At 67.6% G+C, this 26910-nt stretch carries 15 protein-coding genes and 1 tRNA gene; 10 read left to right on the plus strand and 6 right to left on the minus strand.

Going from position 1 to position 26910, the window contains the following annotated elements:
* The first annotated feature begins 12 nt into the window (after positions 1-12).
* From pglX to MCM47_RS15275, 5 genes are all read left to right on the plus strand, one after another.
* Entirely contained in the window at positions 13-2175 is a 2163-nt protein-coding gene (gene pglX / locus MCM47_RS15255; protein WP_308222356.1) for a BREX-2 system adenine-specific DNA-methyltransferase PglX, read from the plus strand.
* A gap of 62 nt (positions 2176-2237) precedes the next feature.
* Complete coding sequence (locus MCM47_RS15260; protein WP_238862156.1) at positions 2238-6179, plus strand: DUF6079 family protein; 3942 nt, start codon at positions 2238-2240, stop codon at positions 6177-6179.
* Positions 6179-8953, plus strand: coding sequence for a BREX-2 system phosphatase PglZ (pglZ, locus tag MCM47_RS15265; protein WP_238862157.1), 2775 nt, complete (start codon positions 6179-6181; stop codon positions 8951-8953). The genes MCM47_RS15260 and pglZ overlap by 1 nt, the downstream gene beginning before the upstream one ends.
* A complete protein-coding gene (gene brxD / locus MCM47_RS15270; protein WP_238862158.1) occupies positions 8953-10299 on the plus strand; it encodes a BREX system ATP-binding protein BrxD in 1347 nt (448 codons plus the stop codon). The genes pglZ and brxD overlap by 1 nt, the downstream gene beginning before the upstream one ends.
* Positions 10296-12464, plus strand: a complete 2169-nt coding sequence (locus tag MCM47_RS15275; RefSeq protein WP_238862159.1) for a DEAD/DEAH box helicase — start codon at positions 10296-10298, stop codon at positions 12462-12464. Before brxD ends, MCM47_RS15275 begins: the two co-directional genes overlap by 4 nt.
* Positions 12465-12735: 271 nt before the next feature.
* Here the strand turns inward: MCM47_RS15275 and MCM47_RS15280 are convergent, their stop codons facing one another.
* The 3 genes from MCM47_RS15280 to MCM47_RS15290 are packed head-to-tail and all read right to left on the minus strand — an operon-like array spanning position 12736 to position 19888.
* Positions 12736-15369, minus strand: coding sequence for an RNaseH domain-containing protein (locus MCM47_RS15280; RefSeq protein ID WP_238862160.1), 2634 nt, complete (start codon positions 15367-15369; stop codon positions 12736-12738).
* Positions 15366-18662, minus strand: a complete 3297-nt coding sequence (locus tag MCM47_RS15285) for a hypothetical protein (RefSeq protein WP_238862161.1) — start codon at positions 18660-18662, stop codon at positions 15366-15368. The genes MCM47_RS15280 and MCM47_RS15285 overlap by 4 nt, the downstream gene beginning before the upstream one ends.
* The gene (locus tag MCM47_RS15290) at positions 18659-19888 is read right to left on the minus strand and encodes a hypothetical protein (RefSeq protein WP_308222322.1); all 1230 of its coding nucleotides are present in this window, start codon (positions 19886-19888) and stop codon (positions 18659-18661) included. Before MCM47_RS15290 ends, MCM47_RS15285 begins: the two co-directional genes overlap by 4 nt.
* Positions 19889-20721: 833 nt before the next feature.
* Between MCM47_RS15290 and MCM47_RS15295 the strand changes: the two genes are divergently transcribed.
* Positions 20722-20814: transfer RNA gene (locus tag MCM47_RS15295), tRNA-Pro, on the plus strand.
* A gap of 115 nt (positions 20815-20929) precedes the next feature.
* On the opposite strand, the gene MCM47_RS15300 is transcribed toward MCM47_RS15295, so the two are convergent.
* Both MCM47_RS15300 and MCM47_RS15305 read right to left on the minus strand, forming a co-directional pair.
* Positions 20930-22129, minus strand: coding sequence for a tyrosine-type recombinase/integrase (locus MCM47_RS15300; RefSeq protein WP_238862163.1), 1200 nt, complete (start codon positions 22127-22129; stop codon positions 20930-20932).
* A gap of 10 nt (positions 22130-22139) precedes the next feature.
* Positions 22140-22799: a helix-turn-helix domain-containing protein gene (locus tag MCM47_RS15305; protein WP_238862164.1), complete on the minus strand. Its 660-nt coding sequence runs from the start codon at positions 22797-22799 to the stop codon at positions 22140-22142.
* 93 nt (positions 22800-22892) lie between these two features.
* Between MCM47_RS15305 and MCM47_RS15310 the strand changes: the two genes are divergently transcribed.
* Positions 22893-23174 carry a hypothetical protein gene (locus tag MCM47_RS15310; protein ID WP_308222323.1) on the plus strand — a complete coding sequence of 94 codons (282 nt, stop codon included), beginning with the start codon at positions 22893-22895 and terminating at the stop codon, positions 23172-23174.
* A 473-nt stretch (positions 23175-23647) separates the two neighbouring features.
* On the plus strand, positions 23648-24817 hold the full coding sequence (locus MCM47_RS15315) for an HNH endonuclease (RefSeq protein ID WP_238862166.1): 1170 nt from the start codon (positions 23648-23650) through the stop codon (positions 24815-24817).
* A gap of 60 nt (positions 24818-24877) precedes the next feature.
* On the opposite strand, the gene MCM47_RS15320 is transcribed toward MCM47_RS15315, so the two are convergent.
* Positions 24878-25528: a DCL family protein gene (locus MCM47_RS15320; protein WP_238862167.1), complete on the minus strand. Its 651-nt coding sequence runs from the start codon at positions 25526-25528 to the stop codon at positions 24878-24880.
* A gap of 140 nt (positions 25529-25668) precedes the next feature.
* Here MCM47_RS15320 and MCM47_RS15325 point away from each other — a divergent pair, with 140 nt between their 5' ends.
* Positions 25669-26208 carry a winged helix-turn-helix domain-containing protein gene (locus tag MCM47_RS15325; RefSeq protein ID WP_238862168.1) on the plus strand — a complete coding sequence of 180 codons (540 nt, stop codon included), beginning with the start codon at positions 25669-25671 and terminating at the stop codon, positions 26206-26208.
* Positions 26205-26744 carry a transposase gene (locus tag MCM47_RS15330; RefSeq protein ID WP_238862635.1) on the plus strand — a complete coding sequence of 180 codons (540 nt, stop codon included), beginning with the start codon at positions 26205-26207 and terminating at the stop codon, positions 26742-26744. Before MCM47_RS15325 ends, MCM47_RS15330 begins: the two co-directional genes overlap by 4 nt.
* The last annotated feature ends 166 nt before the right edge of the window (positions 26745-26910 follow it).

Below are 26910 nucleotides of genomic sequence, written 5' to 3' on the forward strand. Positions count from 1 at the left end.
TGGAATGACCCAATCCGGGCTGTACTTGGCGTGCGTGGGGAGCCGGGCCAGCCTGAGGATCCGGCGAATGGCATGGTCTGGCGTGCTATTGCAGCGCAGGTTCATGCTGTAAGCGAGTCCGACTGGGTTACCGTCGAAGATATCGCCCGAACTGATCTGGGTAGCCATCCTTGGTCGCTTGCTGGCGGCGGGGCATCGCGCCTCACAGCCGCTTTGGACCACCAAGGTGCGCGGTTGAAGGCTCGCATCGAGAGGATTGGCTTCTATGGTGACAGTCATGCCGACGAGGCATTCACTCTTCCCGCCAATGGCCGCTGGCCGAAGCTGGCAGAGGATCTTCACGCGAGGATAGGAGTTCGCGGTGACCAATCGCGGGACTGGTCCTTTAGTGGGTTCGACCTGACTGTTCTGCCGTATACTCCCCAGAAAGAAATCTTGGGGGATTCTGATCTCGGCGCGCCATTCGCCAGGCATTTTTGGCCGATGCGCTCCGATCTTTGGATGCGTGGAACATTTGGCGGTGGAACCTATCGGTCCGATGGGCGTCCGTGGTGGGCTTGGCATCAGCTTCCAAAGGATTCCGGAGCTCATGAATGGGCAATTTCCTTTGCATTTGTGGCGACTCATAATCACTTTGTGCTGGATAAGACTGGGACGGTCTTCAATCGTTCCGCCCCGGTGATCAAGTTGCCGAAGGCAGTCTCCGAAATTGAGTTTCTGGGCTTGTTGGCCGTCCTTAACTCCTCGGCTGCCTGTTTTTGGCTGAAGCAGGTTTGTCATGATAAGGGAAGTCAGTCTGGCACTGGTGGATTTATGCATGACGAGTGGGAACGATTCTACGAGTTCACAGGGACGAAGCTTCAGGAATTCCCTCTTCCTTCGGTTATGCCGGTTGAGCTTGGTCGCGCTATGGAAGAATCTGCACGGGATCTGGCTTCATGGGAGCCCTCGATGATCTCCGTATCCGGTGTGCCCAGCCGGAACATCCTTAATTCGGGTCGAGTTGCACACATGGCTATTCATCGTCGGATGATCGCGTTGCAGGAGGAGCTCGACTGGCAGGTATATGGCGCGTATGGTCTGTTTGCGGACGTTGAATCTAAAGCTCTAACCGTTCCGGACCTCGGTGTCGTTCCGGAGATTGCTCTCGGTGAGCGCGCTTTCGAGATTGTGCTTGCTCGTAAGGTGGCAGCCGGTGATGCAGAGACGGTCTGGTTTGAGCGGCATGGCTCGGTTCCGGTCACGGAGATTCCCTCGTCCTGGCCCGAGTGGTATCGCGAGATCGTGCAGCGTCGGATCAATGCAATTGAGAAGCGCCGCGATATCGCGCTGATCGAGCGGCCTGAGTGCAAGCGTCGTTGGTCATCACCCACATGGGAGAAGAAGGAAGCCGAGGCTCTCCGTACCTGGCTGCTGGAGCGTTGTGAGCGTGAGGAGCTGTGGTTCCACGTCCGGGACGGCATGCGTCAGCCTCGTACGCTTACGCCGGCGCAGCTCGCAGACTTGTTCACTCGTGACGCCGATGTCCAGGCCGTTGCCGAGCTCTACGCGGCAGATCACCTCGGCAAGCCGGACCTCAGGCTCTCCGACGTGTTGCGCGAGATCCTCGCCGACGAGCATGTGCCTTACCTCGCTGCCCTGCGGTACAAGGACTCCGGCCTGCGCAAGCGTGAGCAATGGGAGAAGGTGTGGGAACAGCAGCGCAAGGAGGACCGGACGGGGGAGCAGCTGGACATTGCCGTGCCGCCGAAGTACTCAGGTGCGGACTTCCGGAAGCAGTCGTACTGGTCGAACCGGGGCAAGCTCGACGTGCCGAAGGAGCGGTTCATTTCCTACCCGGATGCCGGGCCGGAGGCCGACCCCAAGTTGGTTCTCGGCTGGGCCGGTTGGGACCACCGAGACCAGGCGCAGGCCATCATCAACCTGGTGGCCGACCGTGTTGAGCGGGACAACTGGCAGGGTGAGCAGCTGATTCCGCTTCTCGCGGGGATGCTGGAGCTACTGCCCTGGCTGAAGCAGTGGCACGGCGAGTTCGATGCCGAGTGGGACGGCAATCCCGCGACCGACTGCCAGGAGTGGCTGGAATCCCAGCAGCGCGACCACCACATCACCACGGACGCGCTGCTCTCCTGGCGTCCGTCCGCGTCCAAGCGCGGCAGGGCCGCGGCCAAGTAACGTGCAGCCACTGCACGATTGCACCGACATGAATTCCACGACGAAGGGAACCGCGACCCGCGATGTCCAGCACTGACCTCTTCCTCCGGGACGTCCTGGACATCCCCGACGCGGTCCTCGCCGGCAAGTTCAAGGTCGAGCTGTCCGGCGGATTCGAGGAGACCCAGCGTCTGGTCGACGAGTACGTCGTCACCGATCAGCTGAAGGAAGCCTTCGGCAAGGCGCTCACTCTTGTTCGCAGCTCGGTCCGCGACGGTTCCTCCAACGCCGCGTACCTGCACGGATCGTTCGGCTCCGGTAAGAGCCACTTCATGTCGGTGCTTCACGCGGTGCTCAACAACGAGCCGGCGGCCCGCTCCAAGCCGCGTCTGCAGGAGGTCATCGCCGAGCACGACGACTGGCTCCGCGACCGCCGGTTCCTCATGGTGCCCTATCACCTGGTCGGCGCCGCCGACCTGGACTCCGCGCTCCTCGGCGGGTACGTCCGGGCGATCCGCGGCCTTGATCCGAACGCGCCGACGCCGCCGGTCTACCGGGCCGACGCGATGCTGGACGACGCGCGCTACAACCGCAGCATCGAGGGCGACGAGCTGTTCATCCGCAAGCTCGGGGACCGGATGGTCGGCGGCAGCACTGTCCACCCCGGCGCTGCGGACGAGGACGACCTGGTGCCGCTGGAGGAAGCCGAGGCGCCCGACGCCGGTTGGTCCAGCGAGGACCTGGACCGCGCGTTCGCGGCTCCGCACGGCGACTCGCTGCGCGAGGCCCTGGTCTCCGCGCTGCTCAGCGGACCGATGAAATCCTACGCTCGCGGCGCCAGCGGTGACGCGAACGCCTTCATCCCGCTCGAGGACGGCCTGTCCGTCATCAGCCGGCACGCGAAGTCGCTCGGCTACGACGGCATCGTCCTGTTCCTCGACGAGCTGGTCCTCTGGCTCCAGGCCAGGATGAGCGACCAGGACTTCGTGAAGACCGAGGTCGGCAAGCTCGTCAAGATCATCGAATCGGGGGTGGCGGACCGCCCGGTGCCGATCATCTCCTTCGTCTCGCGGCAGAGGAACCTCTCCCAGCTCGTCGGCGAGGACGTCACCGGCGCCGAGGTGAAGAACCTGGAGTCCCAGGTCGGTTACCTCGCCCAGCGTTTCGACGTGATCAGCCTGGAGGACCGGAACCTCCCGGCGATCATCAAGGAGCGCGTGCTGAAGCCCCGCTCCCCGGAAGCGCGTGCTGCTCTGGATTCGGCGTTCGCCGACTTCGAGCAGGCCAACGCGCGGGTCAAGGACGCGCTGCTGGACTCCCAGGGTGCGACGCAGGCCGACTGGTCCGACTTCCGCGACGTGTACCCGCTGACGCCGGCGCTGCTGAACGTCCTGGTCGCCCTGTCCGGCGCGCTGCAGCGTGAGCGAACAGGTCTGAAGCTGCTCCAGGAACTGCTGTGGCGGCGCCGCGGGGACATGCGGGTCGGCCAGATCATCCCGCTGGGTGACCTGTGGGATGTCCTCTCCGGAGGCATGGGCGACGCGTTCACCGAGAAGCTCCGCAAGGAGGGCGAGCAGGCCAACCGGTTCTACGACAAGGTCCGCCTCTGGATGCTGGAGCGCTACCAGGGGGAGGAGAGCCCCGAGTTCCGGGCGACTGACCGGCTCGTCAAGACCCTCCTGCTGGCCTACCTGACCCCCGAGGTGCCGGCGCTGGCTCGGCTGACCGCGCGCCGGCTGGCGGACCTCAACCATGGCTCCGTCAAGCGCACCCGGACGATCACCGACGACAAGGTGGCGCTGGCGCGCTTGGAGGAACTGCAGGGAGAGTTCGGCGGGGAGCTGCGTTCGGACGGCGGCAACGACCCGGTGTTCGCGCTGCACCTGTCCGACCTCGACGTCGAGCCGCTGCTGGACGCCGTCGGCGAGGTCGACCGGGTCAGCGCACGGCGCGTGTGGATCAAGGAGACCCTCTGGGGCGCGCTTGGCATCCAGGACACCGAGGGCTTCGTCTGCGAGCACGAGATCGTGTGGCGCGGCACCAAGCGCACCGCCGAGTTCGTGTTCGGCAACGTCCGCGACGCCCAGGAGATCCCGGACGACCACTTCATCCCCTCGGTGGACGGCCGGGTGCGCTTCGTCTTCGACTATCCGTTCGATGTCGCGGGTCAGTACCCGAGCAACGATGCAGCACGGGTCCGTCAGCTGCTGAGGGACGAACGGCACCACCAGCCCACTGTGGTGTGGCTGCCGGCGCACCTGTCGCGTCAGCGGGCCGGCCAGCTCGGACGCCTCCTGAAGATCAACTATTTGCTGGAGCGAGAGCGGCTCGACGACCTCGCGGTCAACTACTCCACCGAGGACCGTATCCGCATGCGCCACCAGCTCCAGGCGCAGCGCGACAATCTCACGTCCCAGCTCACAGTCACGCTGGCCCAGCTGTACGGCATCAGCCGCCTGGACGAGGCCAACGCCGGCGCCCCGGTCGGGGAGGACGGGCACCTGCTGTCGATGCTGCCCGGCCATCGGCCCCGGCTGGAGGCCGCCGCCGGTTTCAAGGGCAACATGCTCCGCATCGCCGACGGCGTCTTCCAGGAGCTGTACCCGAAGCATCCCAACTTCGACCCGTCCGGCAACCGCAAGGCGATCACCCCGGCCGAGCTGAAAACCGTGCTCGGCTGGATCACCAAGGCCATGGAGGACGGCTCCGGGCGCGTGGAACTCGACCGCGGGCAGATGGCGGTCGTCAAGAAGATCGTGCACCCGCTGGAGCTCGGAGAGGTCCACGACGGTCCGCTCACTCTCAGCACCGAGTGGCGCCGGCGGATCGACCAGTACGCAGCTCAGCAGCAGGTCACCGGCGAGTACAAGGTGGAGGACATCCGCCAGTGGATCGCCAAGCTGGGTTGGACCGGCTTGGACAAGCAGGTCAGCAGTCTGCTGATCGCTACCTACGCGCTGCTGGCCGACCGGTCCTGGGTCTACAACGGGAAGGCCGAATCGGCGGCACCTCCCCTCCAGTCGATCGGGGCCGGCCATGTCCTGCGGGCCCAGGAGAAGCCCAGCGAGGCCGAGTTCGCGACCGCGCGGGAGCGTGCGGCTGCCCTGTTCGGCGTCTCGGGCGTGCCGCCTGTGCTGTTCGCCCGCAACGTCGCGAAGCTCGCGGCTGCGGTGCGCACGAAGGCGGAGGAAATGGAGAAGTCCGTCGAGGGAGTGCGCAGCTCCCTCGGCAAGCCGCAGCGCGCCGAGGCGCTGGGCCTGACCGACCCGCGTGCGCCCCGTCTGCTGGCGGCTCGGCATGCCGCTGACCTTGTCCAGCGGCTGACGCGGCACCAGGACGACACTCCGCTGGTGAAGGAACTCGCCGCGGTCGCCTACGACATCACCGACCAAGAGCTCGGGGCCGCCCTTGGCTCGGCGAAGACCGTCCTTTCTGCTCTCGACCGTACGCAATGGGACCTGCTGGAGAGTGTGCGCGAGTACACCGGGCGGACTGACGGGATCGGCGACCGCGCACAGCGGCTGATCGCCGAGGTCCAGCGGGCCGCTCACGAGGACGAGTTCGCCCGCCAGCTCGCGCCTGTCCTGGACGGGATCCAGCCGCAGGCACTGGCACTCATCAGGGACGCCGCCCGGCTGGCCGCCGTGGCCGCACCGGCGGCACCCCCGGCTGCGCCGCCGGTGACCTCCCCTGCTCCCCAGGAAGCGCCGACCGAGGCCGGGCAGGTCAGCCTGACGTTCCACGGCCAGCCTCCTCTGCCGACGTCCCTCGCGGAGCCGAGCAGCCCTGCCACTCCCGCCGACACGACCACTCCGGCTGGTCCCGGGGCCGGCGTGCCTCGTCGCTCCACACGCAGGGTGGCAGCCCGCGCCGGCGAGACCGCGTTCGAACGCGCGCTTGCGGATCTACTCGGCGAGATCCGGGAGTTCGCCGCCACCAACCCTGACACGGAGATCGAGATCGGGTGGAAGCCCGCGGACGAGCCCGGAACGGGCGGTACCGTGAGCGAAAGGACGGCGGACTGATGTCGGCTCAGCCACCCCTGGTCAACCGCCGGGTCATCGAGGCGCTCTTGCGCCTGGAGCTCCCCAACGAACCGGAGCGCCGCCTCGTCCTGGTCCACGGACGCTACGAAGCCGGTGCGGCAGCCGAGTTCACCACATCCGTGGCCGATGACAAACGCCGCATCGAGGTCGTCGAGGAGCACTCCGTCCTCGGTATTTCCGACGCCTGGCACCGCTACCAGGACGAAGCCGCGGCCCCGGGCGCGGTGTTGGTCGTCACCACCACGGTCGAGGACGAGCAGCTCGGCTGGGATGTCCTCGGCCACGCCCTGCGCCGCCAGGTCCTCAGCGTCGACCGGGCGGAGATCGTCAGGCTGCGGTTCGGCGCCACCGGCCTCGACCCGCGCATCCGCGCGGAATCCTGGCTCGTGAACGCCCTCCTCGAAGCGGAGCCCCACGGCGGCTGGCCGCGGCTCGGCTCCGTGCTCACCCTGGACGCGGCGATGCGCGCACTCGTCGAGGCCAGGCTGTCGATCAGCCAAGCATCCTCCGACATGGCCGGCGCCCGCGGCGAAGCACGGCGTGAGACCCCGCTGGACGCTGACACCCTGCTGGCGTGGTCGCGCAGCCCGCTCGGACCTGCCGCGTACGCGGCACTGACCACGGACGAGCAGCAGGGCATCCGGGCCTGGTTGACCAAGGTGGCCGGGAGCGCTGCGCCATTGCTGCTCGACCTTTGCGCCGCCGGCCGCGGCCAGGATGCCATGGCCCTCGGCGTCGTCGGCTCTGCGGTGGCCGGCCCCGCCACGTCGGCCGAGACCGGCCTCGCGCTCGGCGGGCTCTTCGGCACCATCCGGATCAAGCCCGCCGATCTGCGTCCCTTCACTCTCGCGGTCGAAGGAACGCTGATCCGCTGGGTGCTGCAGGCCGAGCAGGCTGGTCCGGACCAGCATGCGGCCCGCAACCGGGCTCTGGACGTCCTCGAACAGGCTGACCGGCAGGCCCAGGACGCGGGCTTGACCGAAGCCCTCGCGGGCAACGCCTACCTTCCCTCCGGGTTCCAGGCGCGCCTCACCGCACTGGCTTCCGTCCTCGACCCGTCCGGTACCCGCACACACGACCTCGCCGCAGCCGAGGCAGCGCTCGAGGACCTGCGCCGCCACCATCTCGCGGGCCTTCGGCGCGCACGTGTCCGCACGGCCGAGGCCGCAGTGCGTCTCGCGCGCTGGCTGGCCGGCCCTCACCCGGCGGTCAGCTCTGTCGCGGGCGCCGTCGAGCAGCACCTCGCCGACTGGGGCTGGGTGGATGCCGCCCTCACGGTCCTGTGGGCCGGCGACGCCGAAGCCCAGGAACCGGTCACTGCCGCCTACCACAGCGTCTACCACGCTGCCCGTGGGCGGCGCGCAGTGATCGACGAGATCTTCGCCCGGTACCTGCGCGACTGGACGCGCACCGCCTCCAGCCAAACGCCCGGCGGCGCGCTCCTGGTGGAGAACGTGCTCGACACCATCGCGGTCAAGCTCGCCGGCAAGTCGGGCCGGGCACCGCTGATCCTGCTGGTCGACGGCATGAGCAGCGAGGTCGCGGTCGGCTTCGGTGAAGAACTCGCCCGCCGCGGCTGGCTGGAGACCGGCCCCGCTCGGGGCCGCCGCACGGCCGCAGTCGCCGCGATCCCCTCGCTCACCCGCATCAGCCGGGCCTCGCTCCTCACCGGCAGCCTCACCCAGGGCGGCCAGTCCGTGGAGAAGCCCGGCTTCGAGGCGTTCTGGTCCCGGCAGCGCCGGTCAGGTGTACTCTTCCACAAGGCGGACATAGGAGGGGCAGCCGGGCAGCGGCTCTCCGACACGCTGCAGCGCGAGCTGGCCGGCGAAGCGGTTGTCGGAGTCGTGCTGAACACGGTCGACGACTCACTCGATCACGCGGCCCAAGGCGACCGCACCCGCTGGCGCCTGTCCGATGTGACCTACCTGGAGGAGCTCCTCGCCGCCGCCCGCCTCTACGGCCGACCCGTCGTCATCGTCGCCGACCACGGCCATGTCCTCGAACGAGGCGAGGGACTCGACGCCCCGACAGCTACTGGCAATACGGGGGCCGCGCGTTGGCGCCTCGGCGAGCCGGACGCCGGTGAGGTCCTGCTCACCGGGCCGCGAGTCCTCGAAGGCGATGGCCGCATCGTCGCGCCGTGGCGCGAGGACATCCGCTACACGCCCCGCAAGGCGGGCTACCACGGCGGCGCCTCCCTCGCCGAGATGACCGTGCCGGTCCTCGCGCTGTTGCCCGCGGATACGGACCCGCCCAGGGACTGGCACCTCCTCGCACCGGAGGACGTCACCCCGCGCTGGTGGAATGCAGGTGGCCCCGCCGGCCAGACGGTACTTACCGCCGAGCAGAGCCAACAGCCGTTGAGCGCGGCCGGCCACACGAGCGGCCAGGAGGCCGCGGACGAGACAGGCGAAGCCACCACGGTGGGCACCACCGCGGACCGCTCTTCCTTCGGGGCGAAGCTGGTGGCGTCCGAGACCTTCCGTTTCCAGCGGAAGTACGTCCGCAAGCCGCCCGAGCCCGAGGTCATGGCCGCCGTCGTCGACGCGCTGGTGGCCGCAGACGGCGTCCTGTCCCTGACGGCCGTCGCGGCGGCAGCGGGCAAGGCAGGACGCAACGCCGACGGCTTCGCCGCCACACTGCAACGACTCATGAACGTAGAGGGCTACCCCGTGCTGGAGTTCAGCGACAACGGAACCAGGCTGCGGCTCAACGTGCCGCTCGCCGCTGAACAGTTCCAGGTGGACAGCTGATGAGCACCATCCAGCCCCCCTCCGGGGGGCAGGCGGCTACCGTGAGCGCGGCCCGCCGCCGCGATGTGGTCGATTCCCTGCGTCGAGGCACGGTGCCCCAGTTCGGGCTCGACCTGTTCGCCGTCGGCCTCGACCGCTTCGAGCGGGCCCTCGACGACGACCTGACCGTCGTCACCCGAGGCGGCGCCGCGTTCCACGCCGTCCGCGGCGACTACGGCTCCGGCAAGACGTTCTTCGCCCGATGGCTGGCCGAGCGGGCCAAGCGCATGGGCCTGGCCACGGCCGAGATCCAGATCTCCGAGACCGAGACGCCGCTGCACCGGCTGGAGACGGTCTACCGGCGCCTGACCGAACGCCTGTCCACCGCAAGCCACGCCCCGAGCGCCCTGCGCGCCATCGTCGACTCCTGGTTCTACACCCTGGAAGAAGAGGTCCTCGACACCGGAGACGTCTCGGAGGACGACACCGAAGCCCTCGGCAACGCTGTGGACGCGCTCATGGAGTCCCGCCTCGCCGACGTCGCCCGCACCACCCCCGCGTTCGCAGCGGCCCTGCGCGGCTACCGCCACGCCAAGGCCGCAGGCGATGCGGCGACGGCCGAAGCACTCATCGCCTGGCTCGGCGGCCAGAAGTCCGTGTCCGCCGGCGCCCGCCGGACGGCCGGTGTTCGCGGCGACCTGGATCACTTCGCCGCCCTCGGATTCCTCCAGGGTCTGCTGACCGTCCTGCGGGATTGTGGACACCCCGGGCTGCTGCTCGTCCTCGACGAGATCGAGACCCTCCAGCGCGTGCGGGGCGACGTCCGGGAGAAGGGCCTCAACGCCCTACGGCAGCTGCTGGACGAGATCGACGCCGGCCGCTTCCCCGGTCTGTTCCTGGTGATCACCGGCACGCCCGCGTTCTACGACGGACGGCAGGGCGTGCAGCGGCTTCCCCCGCTGGCACAGCGCCTGGCCACCGACTTCACGACCGACCCGCGCTTCGACTCACCCCGCGCGGTCCAGCTGCGCCTCGCCGGCTTCGACCTGGAGCGGCTCGGTGAACTCGGTCGCAGCGTCAGGGACCTCTACGCCGGAGCCGCCCACAACCCGGACCGGGTCGCCGAACTCGTCGACAACGCCTACATCGCCGAACTCGCCACCGCCGTCACCGGCGGGCTCGGTGGCCAGGTCGGCATCGCCCCGCGCGTCTTCCTGCGCAAACTCGTCGCCGACGTCCTCGACCGGGTCGACGAGTTCGACGATTTCGACCCGCGCCGGCACTACGCCCTCACCTTGTCCTCGGCAGAGCTGAGCGAAGCCGAACGCAGCGCAGCCTCCGCGGGCGACATCGAGCTCGACCTATGAGCGATGCCCCCGTACCTTCCGGCCCCGGGGCCGGGGCAGCCGCACTGTCCCGGCTCCAGCCAGCCCTTGTCCACCACATCGTCAACTCCCTCGGCTGGCGCGAACTCCGCCCCCTCCAGCAGGAGGCCATCGCCCCGCTGATCGATGGTTCCGACGCGGTCCTGCTCGCCCCCACGGCCGGCGGCAAGACCGAAGCCGCGTCGTTCCCCCTGCTGTCCGCCATGGAACAGCACCGCTGGACCGGCCTATCGGTGCTGTACGTGTGCCCGCTCAAGGCACTGCTGAACAACCTCCTGCCACGCCTCGAAACGTACGCCGGATGGCTAGGACGGCGCGTGGCGCTCTGGCACGGCGACATCCCCCCGACCGCACGCCGGCGCATTCTCACCGACCCGCCGGACATCCTGCTCACCACGCCCGAGTCGCTCGAGGCCATGCTGGTGGGCACCAAGGTCGACCAGCACCGCCTCTTCGCCGACCTCCGGACCATCGTCGTCGACGAGGTCCATGCGTTCGCCGGCGACGACCGCGGCTGGCACCTGCTCGCCGTCCTCGAACGCCTCCAGCAGCTGGCCGGCAGGCCCATCCAGCGAATCGGCCTGTCCGCCACCGTCGGCAACCCCGACGACCTCCTCCACTGGCTGCAAGGCTCAGGCCGCGGCCAGCGCCCCGCCCAGGTCGTCGCCCCCGGCGTCGATCTCGCCCCACGGGCCGTCGCCGACGCCACGACGGTGACACCACCGGGAGATATCGAACTCGACTACGTCGGATCAACCGCCAACGCGGCCAAGGTCATCGCGGCCCTCCACCGAGGCGAGAAGCGGCTGGTCTTCTGCGACTCCCGGCAGCTCGTCGAAGAACTCGGCGCCGCACTCCGTGCCGCAGGCGTCACCACCTTCCTCTCCCACGCCTCCCTCTCCCTCGATGAACGGCGCCGCGCTGAAGCCGCGTTCGCCGAGGCCCGTGACTGCGTCATCGTCTCCACCAGCACCCTCGAACTCGGTATCGACGTCGGCGACTTGGATCGCGTCATCCAGATCGACGCCCCCACCACCGTCGCCTCCTTCCTCCAGCGCATCGGCCGCACCGGACGCCGCGCGGGCTCCAACCGCAACTGCCTCTTCCTCGCCCGCAGCCACGAGGCACTCCTGAGCGCCTCGGCACTTCTCGTCCTGTGGGGCCGCGGCTACATCGAGCCAGTTACCGCCCCGCCCGAGCCCCGGCACATCGTCGCCCAGCAACTCCTGGCCCTCAGCCTGCAAGAACACAAGATCACCCAAGGGCTCTGGAGCCAGAGCTGGAACGGCCTGCCCCCGTTCGACCGCAGCGCTGAACCCATCCTGCGGCACCTGGTGAACGACGGCTTCCTCGACCAGGACGGTGAGCTGCTGTTCATCGGCCCGGCCGCCGAGGAGAAGTTCGGCCGCCGCCACTTCATGGGCATCACCGCCGTCTTCACCGCGCCACCCGAATTCACCGTCCTCGCCGGCCGCCAGGAGATCGGCCGCACCGACCCCATGCTCCTGACCGAGAAGATCGACGGCCCCCGGGTCCTCTTGCTCGGCGGGCGAAGCTGGAAGGTCACCTGGATCGACTGGACCAGGCGCCGCTGCTACGTCGAACCCTCAGACCTGGCCGGCCGCGCACGCTGGTTCGGCACCGGCTACAGCGGCACCTCCTACGCACTCAACCAGGCCGCCCGCGACGTCCTGCTCGGAACCGACCCCCCGGTCAAACTCACCCGCCGCGTCACCCAGCAACTCGCGCACGTACGCAAGCAGAACGTCGACACCGTCCACCCCGGCGGCACCGTCATCACCCGAGCCGGCGACGACATCCGCTGGTGGACCTGGGCCGGCTACCGCGCCAACGCGACCCTCACCGCCACCCTCGCGGGCCTCACCGACGAACGCCAGCGCTTCTCCGACGAATACCTGCGTCTACGCACCGACCTCACCCCGCAGATGTGGAAGGCAGGCACAGCCGACGCGGCCTCACGGCTGTGCCTGCCCGATGTCGACGTCAAGGCGATGCGAGGGTTGAAATTCCACGAGGCACTCCCGGAACGCCTCGCGATGGCCACTCTCGCAACTCGGCTGGCCGACCTCGACTCGGCGGGTGCTGTTCTGTCCGAACCGGTGCGATTCTCGATTGAAGCGGCTTGATCATCCGGCCAGTGCAGTGAGTGTCCGACGGAGACTCGGACTTGACAGCTGGATCGGGGCTAGGGCGCCTGCTGGGAACGCACGATCACCCGGTTGGTGGACGAGGCCCACGCAGACTCGGTCCGACGCCATGGCGTTCGCGGCCGACGCGGCGAGGCGCCTCTCGCGTACGACCCAGCTGTCGAGCAAGTACGACCCGCCGGACGACTTGTAGGGCACGATCCGCCTCCGGACCGCTAGCCCTGAACCGCTGCGGCCCAGCCCCGCGCGGTCACTCGCTCAGGACGAAGTCGCTCTCCTCATCCTCCTCACCGCTGAAGAACTGTGGGTGCTTCGTGTTGGCGTCCTGAGCACGGTGAAGGGGAACGGGAAGATTGGTTCGTCCGTCCCAGGATGCTGATTGGTTGGAAAGGCGTGCGGCTAGGCCCGCGAGTTGCTCCTCCGACCAGGATCCGGGATGAATGACGATGTACTCAGTCTTGGTTACGCCGTGGAAGGGATGCTCGATCGCCGACTTCTTCTCTGGCGGGAGTGTGCGGCGGGTGAACTGGGTGCCGGTTCGCTGCCCTCCCTTGTGCTGGCGGCTCTCGCCGGCCAGGAGCCAGGACTGCCAGCCACCGTGCCGGGACGAGTACAGGTAGGTGGACGGCATGGCGGGCTGGGTTGGGTCTGCGGGCCTTCGGGCGGTCCCCCCGATTCGGCCGGTGGGTTGTGGGACGGTCTCGCCGTTTCTGACGCGGACGAGGGCGACGTCGTTGCCGTCGGCGATCAGGGAGCTTCCTGGGAAGGCACCCGATCCCAGGTTCTCGTTTGACATCCCGGGCCACAGGCCCTTTCGCTGCTCGGCGAACACGATGATGGGGTACTTCGAGGAGAGCTTGCGCAGCGCGGTCTCGACGTAGTCCCGGACTCGGTGGATGCCGTCCTCGCGTAGGTTGTGGCCGGGCTTCCCGATCGGGCCGCGATGGTAAGCGGCCCGGGCTTCGTCGAGGGGCCGCCATCCGTTGTCGCCGTACATGAGGGTGGGCCAGAACTGGTCCGTTCCGGGGGAGGCCAGCATGGCGACCATGGTGACGGCCAGGACCGCGGGCTTGCGCCGGCCGCCCACGGGTGTTTGCGGGACGGTGTGCCGGGTGAAGACCCCGACGAGGACGGTGGTGCGGTCCAGGGTGATCGGGCCGTTGTTCTTGTGGCACGCGGCGCTGGCAAGCCGGTTGTCGCTCAGTCCGCAGTCGGACATGAGACTTGCGAGGGCGAACTGGACGGCGTTGTCGTCCTTCTCCTTGATTGCAGGGTCTGGGAGGCCGGCTTTGCGTGCTCGGGAGATCGCGACGCGGTCGGCCATGTTGCGGCGGAATGGGTCGCCGGGGTCGGAGTCCATGGTGATGAACTGCGATGGGATTCGCTGAAGGGCGAAGATCTCCTTGAGAGCTTTCTTGGCGTCCTGGATGCCCCTGGTCTTCTCCTCGTCGGTCGGCCACGAGGTCTCGCACATTGCCGCGAGCACCGCGTCTGGGTCGTCCCTGCGGAACCACGACAGGCTGTTGATGATCTTCGCGCGGTCACGCTGGCCGTGCAGCACAAGCTCGGGGACCTGCAGCGTCACCAGGCAGAGTCCTGGTGCGAGGTGGCTGATCTGCCCGTCCTCGCTCTCTACGAGTTTGGGCAGGTCATAGTCCCGGCCGATCTGCCGCAGGACCCGGCTCTTCCACTCAGGGGAGGAGTAGGGCATGACGATCGTCATGCTGCTCTTCTTGGCGGCCTGGAGGGCCTGCGGGAACTTGTCGGGGAGGATGCAGGGGGCAGGGAACTCTTTCGGGCTCGCGGCTGAGATCCGTACAGGGGTGCCGTCATAGGTGATCGGTTCGATGCCGAGAATGTTGGCGGCATGCTGCGCGAGTAGAGTCTTGAGGCGGGCACCTGGTCCGGTCCCGATGAGGTGCTCCTGTGTGCGGTGGATGCCCCGGACCGGGCCGAGTTCGCCGAGCGCGGTGGGTGCCTCGGGGAGCCGCGATACGCCGCACTTCTCCACGACTTTCGCTGCGGCGCCCTTGTACGCCACACTCTTGACGACCCTTTTGCCGTCCTCGACCGTCCACTGGACCTTGACGGGGGCTTTGAGGATCACCTCGGTGTTGACTGTGTGGTTGAGGTAGACGTTACGGATGCCCTTCCAGTTCGTCGCTACGCGGGAGATTCGCGGTGAGAGGTGTGCGATGAGGGCGAGGCCGCCGGGGCCGGGTTCCACGTCCACCTGGATGCGGTCCATGGCGTGGCCGGCCCGCTTGACGAGCTGCCCGCTCTTCTTGTCGATCCATTCCTCCTCGGCGATGAGCGGATCGTGCCAGGAGATCAGGCCGCCCTCGGTGTCGAGCAGGAACGGGATCTCCTGTCCGTTGCCGAGCGGCAGCGGTGCGGCGGCCAGCATTTCGGCGTTGCGCCAGCCGGCCACCCGGAATGCCCAGTGTGGGCCGATGATCCGGCCGTGTTCGTCGCGCTGGAGGACCTCCGATAGAGGCACGGGTCCGCCGGCGGAGAGATCAAGGAGCGGCGCCAGGGTGTTGCGTCCCTCGTGCCCCTCGAGCTGGGACTCCCACATCCGCAGGACGGTGGTCATCTTCTCCAGCTCGAGGGTGCCCGGCGCGATGAACAGGGGAAGGCCTGGCCAGGGGCCGGTCCTTGCGGGCCTGTCCGGGTCGGTGAAGAACAAGCGATTGCCGGTGACGGCCCTGGCGGCCAGGGTGAGGGAGGCGGTCGGGCGCAGCGCGTCGGCGCGTCGCGGTTTCGGCAGGTGCGACCACGAGGTGGTGAAGTGCGTGGTCTGGGGGTAGGCGTTGACGCTGCCCAGCAGGTCGTCGGGGAGGAGGAATGAAAGGACGGGCAGGGTTCCGGCGGTGAGGTTCAATCGAACGGGCTTTCGTGGATGGTGTCGGTCGGGGCGGTGTTGCGGGCGTCCATGGCGAGCATCGCGGCCATCGTCGTGCGGTAGATTTCGTCGATGGTTGCCATCTCCTGCTTGTCCTCCCAGGACTGGGCGAGCTGCTTGAGGAGGACGGGGAGGGTGGAGTCGGCGTGGGTCTCGGTGAAGGCCGCGTCCAGGAGCCGTAGTCGGCCGTGGTCTCCGCCGCGGCGGGTTCGTCCGCCGAGCTGCGTGAGCCGGTTGATGATCTCCGCGACGATCGCGAGCTTCACATCGGAGTCCAGGCTCTTGAAGTACATGTCGCCGCGCCGGATGTCCTCGAAGACCTGGCCGGCCTTGACCCGCAGCCGTTCGAGTTCCGTGGCCGGGTCCGTGAAGGTCTCCTTGGTCATGCTGCGGTAGGAGAGCGAGCTGACCAGGGCCAGGAGTACCGGTGGGTCCTCCATGAGCGGCACGGGCCGGTTCGCCAGCGTCGCGACATGGAGCAGGGAGTTGCCCTGGTCGTCGACGATGTTCAGGCCGCGTTCGACACGGGCCATCGGGGCGAGGAGGTAGCGGCGGTTCCCGTGGCCGGTGCCGTAGGGGAAGCTCTCCAGACGATCGGCAGGCACGGGCGTCCACGGAGGCGGGTTTCTGAGGTATCCCTCCATGTCGTCCGGTCGCACGGCGACGCAGATCTCCTCGGGGTTGATTCCGGCTTCGATCATGCCTTCCGCGATGACCGGCCCGGCGTCGTAGGCGGTGAACGCGATGAGGGCGTGGGCGCGATGGGCTGTGGCGGGTTCCGCCGCCACGGCGTCGAGCTCGGGGGCGAGGCTCCTGGCGATGCTGCGGCCCATGGCCTTGTAAGCGCGGAGTCGGTTGTGGCCCTGGGTGCCGGAGATCGCGACATGCTGGCTGGTGTCGGGGTCGACGGCGGGAATCAGCTCGACGTCCATGCCGGCGTTGATGTCATCGGGCACGAACCAGGCGGGTCGGCGAAAGACGTGGTGCCTGGGTGCGAAGGGCATGAAGGCGGAGGCGGACATGCCGATGACGATGCGGCGGGTGCGGGCGTGACACAGGGCCGTGATGTCGCCGAGCTGGGCCATGTGCATGTGGGGGTCCCCCACGTAGGAGCACAGGTGCAGCCTGGCCACGCGCTTCTTCTCGTCGGCTTGATAGTCCTGCGAGAACGCGAACAGAGGCCGGCCGAGCGGTCCGTAGGGGGCGGCCCGCCATGGCACGTGGGAAGCGATGGCGTCGGCGAGGTCGTTTGTAGCGGCGATGCCGACCGCCTGCATCTGGGGTGCATGGGCGACGATCTGGTTCACCGTCCGGCGCATCTTCTCCAGGTAGGCGCGGCGGGCAGCGAACTGGGCGAGCGTAGCGACGTCTACGGCGGGTAGAGGAGCGTCAGGGTCGGCTTTGGCGATGGCGCGGAACTGAGCCTCAATCAGATGAATCCGGTCGGTGTTGAGGTTGTCGACCCCATCCGCCAGGTCGGTGATGTCGCACAGCAGGGATCGCAGCTCGGCGATCCCTCTGACGTCGTCCGCTGCCTTGCCCAGCATCCCCTTAGCGGTGAAGAGTTGGGCGACGACGTCCATCTGCGCGGGGGTTGGCCGGGTGCCACGCTCGATGCGGAAAACCCAGGAGGCGATGATGGCATCCCATCGCCTAGGGACCACCATGGAGCGCCGTGCCCGCGGTGGTGTAATCACCCCCCGCGCCAGGTGGGAGACGTACGAGCGGGACACCCAGGAGAGGTGATCGATCTTCCCACGGAGCTTGTTCTCCAGCGAGGGGCTCAACCGGATGCAGCGGCGGTCGAACTCGGCCCGTAGGGCGTGTAGCGGGGTGGTGGCTGAGCCGTGGTCGGCGAGCAGAGCCCGCTTGGCGGAATCCGAGAACCCCTGGGATTGCAGGGCGTCGACCTCGTCGATGAAGGTGAGGTGGCTCCTGGCGAGGATCAGATGCTCGGCGGTCATCCGGGAGACGAGCCGGCCGTCCACGCTGACCGGGACGTGCATTCGACCCTTGAGAAAGGCTGCGTGGTTGGTGACCAGGATGCTTGCGGAAGCGGCGGCCCGATGGTGCCGGAACTTCCCGCAGCTGGCCCGCCAGGGACAGGCGTACTTTCGCGTGTCGCGACCGGTACTGGAGAGCTCGTCGCATGGTTCCCTGCCGGGCACCCAGCTGTCGACCGACTCCGTGGAGCGGGTGGCCCGCGCGCTGAGGGCGCAGCTGTAGGACATCTCCCGGAACACCCACTCGCGGTACCGCAGGTCCTCGGTGCCACTGCTGGCGGTGTCCTCGGCAAGCTTCTGCATACCTGACGGCGAGATCAGCGCGACCGCGTTCGCCTCGGCCTGCATCTTCCCGGCCTTAACGAGGATGTCCAGGTCACGTCGCAGCCGCCACACGGTCGCGAGAACCTGGGCATTCTGGGGAACAACGAGTGAGGTGATGAGCCCCTTCGACGCGGCCCAGAGCGCGACGCCTTCGGCAAGGACGTTCTTGCCGACACCGGTAGGAGCGTGCAGGACGCTGAGCGGTCCGGAGCCGCAGATGAAGACGTCGCCGACCAGCCCGCCGTCCCGGTGCCTCAACTCTGCTCGGAACGTCCTGACCGCCTTGCCGCGGTGCTGCTCGCCGAGCTCGGCGTCGACGGTGTCCGCGATGTCCTGCAGTTCGCTGAACGGGATGCGGAGCTCGTCGCAGACTGGAGGCGACGCAAGCTGGATCTCGGATCCGCCTGCCGTGTCGGTGACGTCCAGCAGGTCGTAGACGGTTTCGATGACGCGGCCGGTGGGGCTGAGGGGGTCGGCAACGTAGTAGTCAGCGACGAAGAATCCGGCGGTGGCTGGCTCAGTGCGTTTGGTGCGCTTTTCGGCCTGCTCGTCGAGCTCGTCAAGGATGGCGTCGATTCGGTCAGCAAGATCGCCCGTCGCGAGCAGAAGCAGCTCTTCCTCGCCGTGAAGGGCGAAGTCCACTGCGGTGCCGTCCGCGACGATCTCCTGGACGATCGAGGCAAGGATCCCCAGCGAAGCGAGGATCGCCGGGCGGTGCACGAGCACCCGGGCGACACGGACCTTGTCGGGTGTCGGGAGGGAGCTCCAGCCATCCCAGAGATGGAGGTGGCCAGAGAGGAAGAAGTGCGCATCGCGAAGCCGTACGACTCGCCGCCAGGTGGCCTGCTCTGCAGGCGCACGGTTCGGGAAGTGGGCGGCAGCTAGCAGGACACCGGCACGGACCACGAGGTCGGTGGCGTGGTCGCGCTCAGGGCGGGAACTCATCGAGATGCCGTCGCCTTCTTGATCAATCCGCTGATCTTCGTACGGAACTGCCTGTCGGTGAGCACCTCGTACGGCAGTCCGTCCGGCGTGGTGACACTGGCGAGCAGGCCCGCGAGCTCCCTGGCCTGGGCGGCCCGGTGCCAGGGAAGAACGATCGTCTCGCCGGCAGGCAGGCGATCAAGGATCCGTCGCGGATCAGCGACATCCTTCACGTCGACCCGCAGCTGCCAACCATCCGGCGAGTAGATGCCGATGTCCCAGGCGTCCCTGTTCTCCCAGCGGACGATCCGGCCGGAGGTGAAGTACTTCTTGGCCTCCAACCAGCGCATCAGCGACACCTCGGCCAGGCCGGGGCAGCAGATGAACCGCCAGATCCCCCAGGCCAGGCACAGGACACCGTCGGCGCGGCGGGGCTCGGCACGGTCCCGGCCGGCGGCCCCGGCCAGAACCGGCAGCTCATCGCCCTCGCCAGGGGCCAGGGAGTACCGGTACACGTCGTGCGGCGGGTACTCGCACCGCAGCCACCCGCCGCGCAACAGCATCGGGTACCGGCATCCCGGGCACGGCCAGAACCAGGACCCCGAAGGGGACACGTGCAGGCGGTCACGCGCGATGGGTTCGTAGGCGTCAACGCGCGAGACCTGGCGCTCCTCGTACTGGGTGAGGAGTTCACTGGCCGTCCCGCAGGGCACCTCGATGACCATGGCACGGGCTCGGGAGTATTCAGCGGCGGACAGGGACTTCATCCCGCGGTAGAACGTCCGCTCAACCTGCTCGGCGGTCTGCCAGGCCCACGAAGGAAGCCAGTCGCTGCCGTTATCGAACCCTCCGTCAACACTCAACAGGGCCTCGACGTACTCACCGCCAGCCTCGACCGCGCCGTCCGTGATGCTGTCACCGTGCAGGACGGTGAGACTGCCAAGGTTCGGGTCGATCGCCTCCCAGTCGAGTTCGATCCACGAACTCAGTTGCTGTTGAAGGAGATCGACCAGCTCGGCCGGCGTCGCGGGACCGAGCCCCGGAGACAGATGCGACAAGACCACGCCGTGCATGCGGGACACCTCCCGCCAGGCCCTTCGTTCCTCGCCGCGCAAGGTCCAGGCAACTCCGGCACGCAAGACGGCCGTGACAATCGAACGGGCAGCCTTCCGATCGCATGTAGGCATGCGCAAATGGCTCCACTTCTCTGCCCTACCAAAGGTTTCAGGACAGCTGAGAGGCGCCATCCTAAGGAGTCGCAGAGAACCCGCGGCCGCCGCGATCAAGAGTGTTCGAAGGTGACCTCATCGGAGCCGCAGAGGTTCAATTCTGTCCCCAGGGAGACATTTTGTGGATCCATCCGACCGTCTGATGTGTACCCCGGCACATTGTGACCAAAGACCAGTCGACGGCGGGGCGCCCTCCTGGCTCACGGCCAAGGACGAGCCCCAACTCGCGAAGGCGTCAGCCCGTAGCCTCGAAAGCCCTGGTGTTCTCCGATCTCTCGGTTCCGGGCGGCGCGCTCCTGCGCGTTCGCGTCGCTGTCCCAACGCAGATCCCGCACCAGAAGCTGCGGGCACCCGTCACCGGACAGCAGACGCATGGTGCAGCCGTTCCGGGGACGGGTCTACTCCGGGTGCGCCGCAGAAGCAGGCACCACCAACCTGAGTAAGGTCCAGCCCGACGTCGGGACGGGTGAGACGCCGCCACCTGTCGGTGGTGCTGCAGCAGGAGTCGGTAGACTGATCGCTGAGAGTAGCGACACCGAGTTTCGCAAGTGCCGCTCGCACCAGTGCCGCGCACGGCGAGGGGTAGATGTGACGTTGGACACACGCTAGTGGCTGGGGGTATCCTGGCTCTGCTGGGATGGATCTGAGGGGCTTTACGCGCAGTGATGTACGGTCCGTCTGAAGCCTGGGGACCATTTGGGGACCGCACCGGATGAGCGGGGGTGAGCGCACATGAGCGGATATGGACATTCTTGGGCGAAGCTGTCATGGATGCCTGCGCTAGCCTCGCTTGCGTGCAGCTCCGTCTCCAGTGGTGAACTTTCGTGCATCGTGGGCCAGTTGAAGGCTTCCGGGCTGACGCGCCGTCCGCTCCGACGAAGGAGCCTTGGTGGCGCACTTGGCTGGGGGTCAAGGGGTCGCAGGTTCAAATCCTGTCGTCCCGACTGGAGTTCGCTCCAAAGTCGCAGGTCAGGGCCTTGTTTCACGAGAGTGAAGCAGGGCCCTTGATCGTTTTTAGGGCTTGCCTCTCACAACTTCTCACATCGGTAATGATCATGGTCAGCCGAGCAGCTCGCCGAGCTTCTCCGACCCTGCCTTGAGGCTCTGCGGGTCCGGGTGCACGTAGACCCGCTTCGTGAAGCTGAGGTCCGAGTGGCCGGCCCAGGCGGAGACCACGGTGTCCGGGACACCGTTGTTGGCCATCCAGGAGAGCGTGGCGTGGCGGGCGTCGTAGAGGCGAACCTTTCGAACGCCGGCGGTCTCCATGAGTTTGTACGCCTCGCGCCGGAGCTTGTCCGTCTTGAGCGGGTTTCCCAGCTCGTCCACGAGAACATATCCGGTGTCGTTGTAGGCGGTTCCGGCCGCGAGTTTCTCCGCCGCCTGGAGGGCCTTGAAGTTCTTTAGGGCCTTGAGGGCGGGTGCAGGCAGGGGGAGAGTGCGCTTTCCGGCTTCGGTCTTGGTGTCCTTCTCGACGACCTTGTTGCGCGATCCCTTCTCCAGTGTGCGGTCGTAGACGATGGTGCGGGTGTTCTGGACGGCGATCGTGCCGCGTGCATTGAGGTCGACGTCCTCGTCCCAGCGCGCGCCGCAGACTTCGGCGGGGCGTTCGGCGATGAGCGCCAGCATCATCGCGGCGTAGAGGCGGTGACCCTTGATGGCGCCGAGGAACGCCTTGACCTCGGCCTCGTGCCACGGGATGTTGTTGGGCTTGTTCGCCTCCGCCTTCTTCCTGGCTTCGCGTGAGATCGTGACGTGCTGGGCGACGTTGCGCACTACCAGACCGCGGCGTACGGCGAGGTTCAGCGCGGCACGTAGGCGGCCCAGGGCCAGTCGCACGCTCCTGACGCCGAGTCCGGTGCCGGGCTTCCCGCCGCGGCGCCGACCGCTCGTCAGCATCCAGTCCACGAGGGCCTCGATGTCGTCCTCGGTGAGACTCTGGAGATCCTTGTGGCCGCTGTGAGCGCGCACCGGGACCATCGCGCTCTCGTAAATGGACGCGGTCCCTTCCTCCACATCGCGCGTGGCGCTCTTGAGCCAGATGTCCAGCAGGTCGTTCAGCGTCATCTTGCTCGGGGCCACGAACGAGCCGGTGCCGAGCTCGTGACGGATGCGGGAAAGCTCGGCCAGAGCCTCCTTCTTGGTTTTGAAGGTCCGAGTGAGTTGCTTGCGCTTGCCCTCGGCGGTGACGCCGATGTCAACGACCAGGCGGTAGCGGACGCTGCCGTCCTTGTGGACGATCTTGCGTATGGGTTCCTTCACGTAGCTTCCTTCATTCTCTGTCTTCTGTGCGTACTGCGTCCTCGGCCCGATCGACGGCCGAGAGATCGTCGGGGAGCACGGGCGGGACGAGGCCCCGCTCACGCATCCGCTTCCGGAAGGAGGCCAGCTCCTTGCGGTCGGCGTCCGCGTACTCCTCATAACCAGCGGCCAGCTCCAGAAGAGCGGCCTTGCGGTCCGGGGCCGGTGTGGTGCTCGCGGCCCGGCGCCGATCCGTTGCCAGCGCTGCGGATGCTCTGGCTGCGGCGGCGAGGTCGGCGTGGGCCCGGAAGGTGTCCAGCACGTCGCGAGCGCTCCTCGGTGGTGCCGGATCTGCGGCCGGTGTCTCCCCGGTGAACCAGGCAAGCGCATCCCAGGTGGGGACCTCCCGGCCAGGCAGAACCTCGACGGTCTCGGCGGAACCGAGAGGGAACAGCAGGGTGATCGGTGGGACCCCGAGCACGTCTGCGAGGACAGCGAAGTCGGTGAGCGTGATGGTGCTCCGGCGTCCTGATTCCAGGTTCTTGATCGTCTGATCGGTGATCTCCGGCAGGCCGCGAGCGGCGCAGCCGTCCGCGACCGCCGCCATCGTGAGGCCGGCCGCCTTCCGGGCCTCGCGCATGGACTGTGCTACCCGGGTGGTGAAGGTCGTCGACCAATGCTCTGGGGTCATAGATGCACTTTACGATCAGAAAAAGTGCTGCTGCAACTCTGTGATACAAACTGACGGCATCACCACAGCACGTCTAGCGACCAGGAGAGCGTCATGGCGGCACCTACCTCTGGCGGCATGAGCGCGCCCGAACTGCTCGCCCTTCCGGTGGCGATAGACCTAGACATGGCCAATCGCGCGCTGGGGATCGGCCGGTCCACCGGGTATGCGCTCGCGAAGGCAGGCGAGTACCCCGTCCGCGTCCTGCGACTCGGCAGTGCCTACCGCGTTGTGACCTCGGACCTGCTGGCGCTACTCGGCGTCACGGGTTACGGCGGGGCGATCGAGGGTCACGGAGCCTTCGGAGCGGGAGAGGCGCACAAGTTGTGTGCATAGAAAGCTCATCCTGGCCGCCCATGCGAGGCGGCCAGGATGGCTGCGGTAATCAGTTGGCGTCTGAGCGCCGGGTCGACCGCGAAACCTTCGCGCACCCACAAGAGCGGCGCCAGCTTCCCCTGGTGGTCGGATTGGCTCGGATCGGGGACCACCGATGAGCGGCTCAGGCGCTGGCGGTGGTCGGGGCCGTCTGGTGGGGCAGGCGTGTAGGGTCCGCGCCTCGATGAACACTGGGTCCTGTGGGAACGCGCGATTCCACGCCCAATGGGCACTGGCTCTGTCGGTGTTGCGTGGGCAATCGGCGCACTCAGACCGCCGCTGGGGCCACGGTGCGTAAGGGTGGTGTTGGCGCGCGTCGCAATCATATGAGCGCGTGCCTAGCGATCGACCCAAGTCGCATACAAACTACACGTGATGAATGTCAGTCAACCATGGACCGGGTTGATGTCAGCGGGTTCCGGTACGGTCCGGCCATGAGAAGGTCTCTCACTGATGAACAGGCACTCTGGGCGCTGGGGCAGTACCGGGCTGGCACGATGACCCAAACTCAGATAGCCGAGAAGCTGGGCGCCACTCTGTCTCGGATCAACCAGCTCGTGAACGGCAAGACCTACAAGCACCTTCACGGGACCGCCGGCCAGCGGGTGACCGACGGCGGGGTCCTCTACGGTCTGACGGAGACGCCAGAGCGGCGCCGGTTCCGCGAGGCCTTGGTCTGGTCGCAGATCGCCCGGCGAGGGCCTGACAAGTGCTGGGAATGGAACGGGACGACACGCAACGGCTACGGGTGGGCCCCCTCCGGCGCGAACCTCGTCGGCTCGCCGTCAGCCCATGTCGTGGCCTACACCCTGGCCCGCGGGCTCCGCGAGGCCCCGGCGAATCTGCTGCTGCGGCACCTGTGCGACAACAAGCCGTGCTGTAACCCCGCGCATCTTCGTCCTGGCAATCTCGCCGAGAACAACCGCGACCAGGCACGCGCCCGGCGGGAAGGTCGCATGGACGGTCCGACCGTCCCTCGTGTGGTCGACGACCCCGAAGTGCCCGCTCCGGCCGGTTGGAGTATCCCCGAGGAGATCGACCTGCCGTTTCTCGAGCGCGAGGCCAGGATCGCGGAGTTCTGGGCTCAAGTCGCCCGCCGCGGCCCTGACGAGTGCTGGCCGTGGATCGGTAAACCACGCAACAGGTTCGGCTACGGGTTCATGCGGTTCGACGGCCAGAACACGCCTCCGGCCCACCGGATCGCCTATGTGATCGAGCACGGGCTGACGCTTGCCGACATCAGGGGCAAGCAACTCAACCACCAGTGCGCGACGGGCGACCACCGCAACGACTGCGCGAACCCGGCGCACGTGAAAATCGGTACGCAGGCCGAGAATATGGCGGACAAGAAGCTCCACGGCACGATGCCGCTGGGCGAGAAGCACCATATGGGCCAGCGTTACCCGGACGAGCTGATCAGGAGCGCGCGGATTCGCTACCACCGCCCGGAAGGCATGCAGCCGACGATCACCGAGCTGGCCGTCGAGGCTTGCGTGGCTATCGGTGTCATGAGCCGGTGGCTGAAGGGCGAATTCCGCAGGGAGGCGGGTGGTCCGGTCGGACCTGATCCCGAATGTCCGCAGTGTAGCAAGAAGCCTGTGTAGGCCCCGCCGGACGCATCCAGACCGATGCGCGGCCAGCGGGGCCTTGGTGCTTGCCAGGGGTCACTTGCGGGGTCGGCGTTGGTGCTCCGCCCGGGACAGCAGGCCGAGCACGGCGTGCTTCCGGTGGTACTCGCACCAGCAGGCGGCCAGTTCTCGGTCGACGAGCACCGCCAGGCCCGGGTCGGTCGCCGGGGTCAGCTCGATGGCGTCCCAGTCGCCAGCTGCAGCGGCGAAGTTGGCGGCCATGCTGGCGAGCGAAGGGCCCTTGAAGTAGCTGACATCGGTGGCGGCGGCGCTCAGGGCTGCACCGGACAGATCTGAGACGAAGGTGCCCTCCTTCTGTCTGTTGTAGAAGTAGGCACTCCGCAGGTCCTTGGCCTCAACACCCAGGGCGTCGATGACGCGCTGTGGGTACGTCCGAGGGTTCAGGCACTTCTGGTACGAGAAGTCGATGGCTGTCCCGTCGATTCGGACCGCCTCGAACCCCTGATGAGAGCCGAGCTGCGTTGGGACGACCCGGAACGACTCGATCCCCGGGCCGATCTTGGCGTCCGCATCTCGGTGCAGGCTGAGCAGATCCCGTAGCAGTAGCTCGTCTTCCTCTTGGCCGACTGTCTCGCCGATGGTGTACCGGTACAGCACCTCACGGACCGCCCCGCCCGCCGCCGCCTTCGACTTGTACCGGCGCGGCCCGATCCAGAACTCCGCCATGTGAATCTTCCCTACTGCTCCAGCGACTTGGCCGCCCAACGCTAGGTCGCTCCCGGGCCCACTGCCAGGACTTCACCTACTGAGGTTTTCGCTTGGTTGTCGGTGGTGACAGGTAGTGATCCCTGCGGTATGCCAATGGTGTGCGGTATGCGCAGGGTGGGGGCCTGACTGCTGAGCGGCGGGCGTTTCGTGAACAGGTGCGGCTGGAGGCCGCTGCGCGGTTCGAGGCGGGCGAGCGGACCGCGGTGATCGCCCGGGATCTGCGGGGCAGCGAGCGGTCGGTGGAACGCTGGAGGCGGTCCTGGCGCGAGGGCGGCGCGGATGCCCTGTGCTCGTCGGGTCCTGCGAGTGTGCCGAAGCTGTCGGCGGAGCAGTTAGCCGCGCTGGAGTTGGAGTTGGGCAGGGGGCCGGCCGCTCACGGGTTCGAGGATCAGCGGTGGACCTTGGTCCGGGTCCAGGCGGTGATCGGCCGCCGGTTCCGGATGAGGTTGTCGATCGCGACGGTGTGGCGGTTGCTGAAGCGGCACGGCTGGTCCTGGCAGGTCCCGGCCCGCCGGGCGCTCGAACGGGACGAGCGCGCGGTGGAGCTGTGGAAGCAGGAGGTGTGGCCGCGGGTAAAAGCACCGCGGCGGCGCTCGGGGCCTGGGTCGTCTTCGAGGACGAGGCCGGATTCGCGATGACGCCGCCGCGCGCACGAACCTGGGGCCGGCGCGGGCACACGCCCGTAATCCGCGTCCGGGGCCGCTCCCGCCGCCGGATCTCGGTGGCAGCGCTGTGCTGCTACAAGCCCGGCGAGCAGAGCCGGATGATCTACCGGCCCCGCTTCCACCTTCCACTCAAGGGCGCCCGCAAGAGCTTCGCCTGGACCGACTACCGCGACCTCGCCGTCCGGGCACACATCCAGCTCGGCGGCCCCATCGTCCTGGTCTGGGACAACCTGAACACGCACCTGACCGCCGGCATGAAGCGCTATGCCGCCGAGCACGACTGGCTCACCGTCTTCCAACTGCCCTCGTACGCACCGGACCTCAACCCGGCCGAGGGCATCTGGTCACTCCTGCGACGCGGTCCGATGGCGAACACCGCCTTCACCGACCCCGACCACCTCACCCGCACCCTCCGCCGAGGCCTACGGCACATCCAACTCCGGCCCGCCCTCATCGACGGCTGCCTCACGGGCACCGGACTGTCGCTCACCCCACCGACCCCGCCCTGAAAACCTCAGTAACCGCTCACCCTGCGCTGCACCGCAGGGCATGATGGAGGATCTCTGAAATCAACCAGGGTCGATCGCCGTCTCACTCGGCCTGCCGTTTAACGCAGTTGGGAGGTTCAATGAGCGGGTGAGCCTGTTCGCCGACACGGCCACTGCCGCCTGGTGG

This window comes from Kitasatospora sp. A2-31, from assembly GCF_022288725.1.
Classification (GTDB): domain Bacteria; phylum Actinomycetota; class Actinomycetes; order Streptomycetales; family Streptomycetaceae; genus Kitasatospora.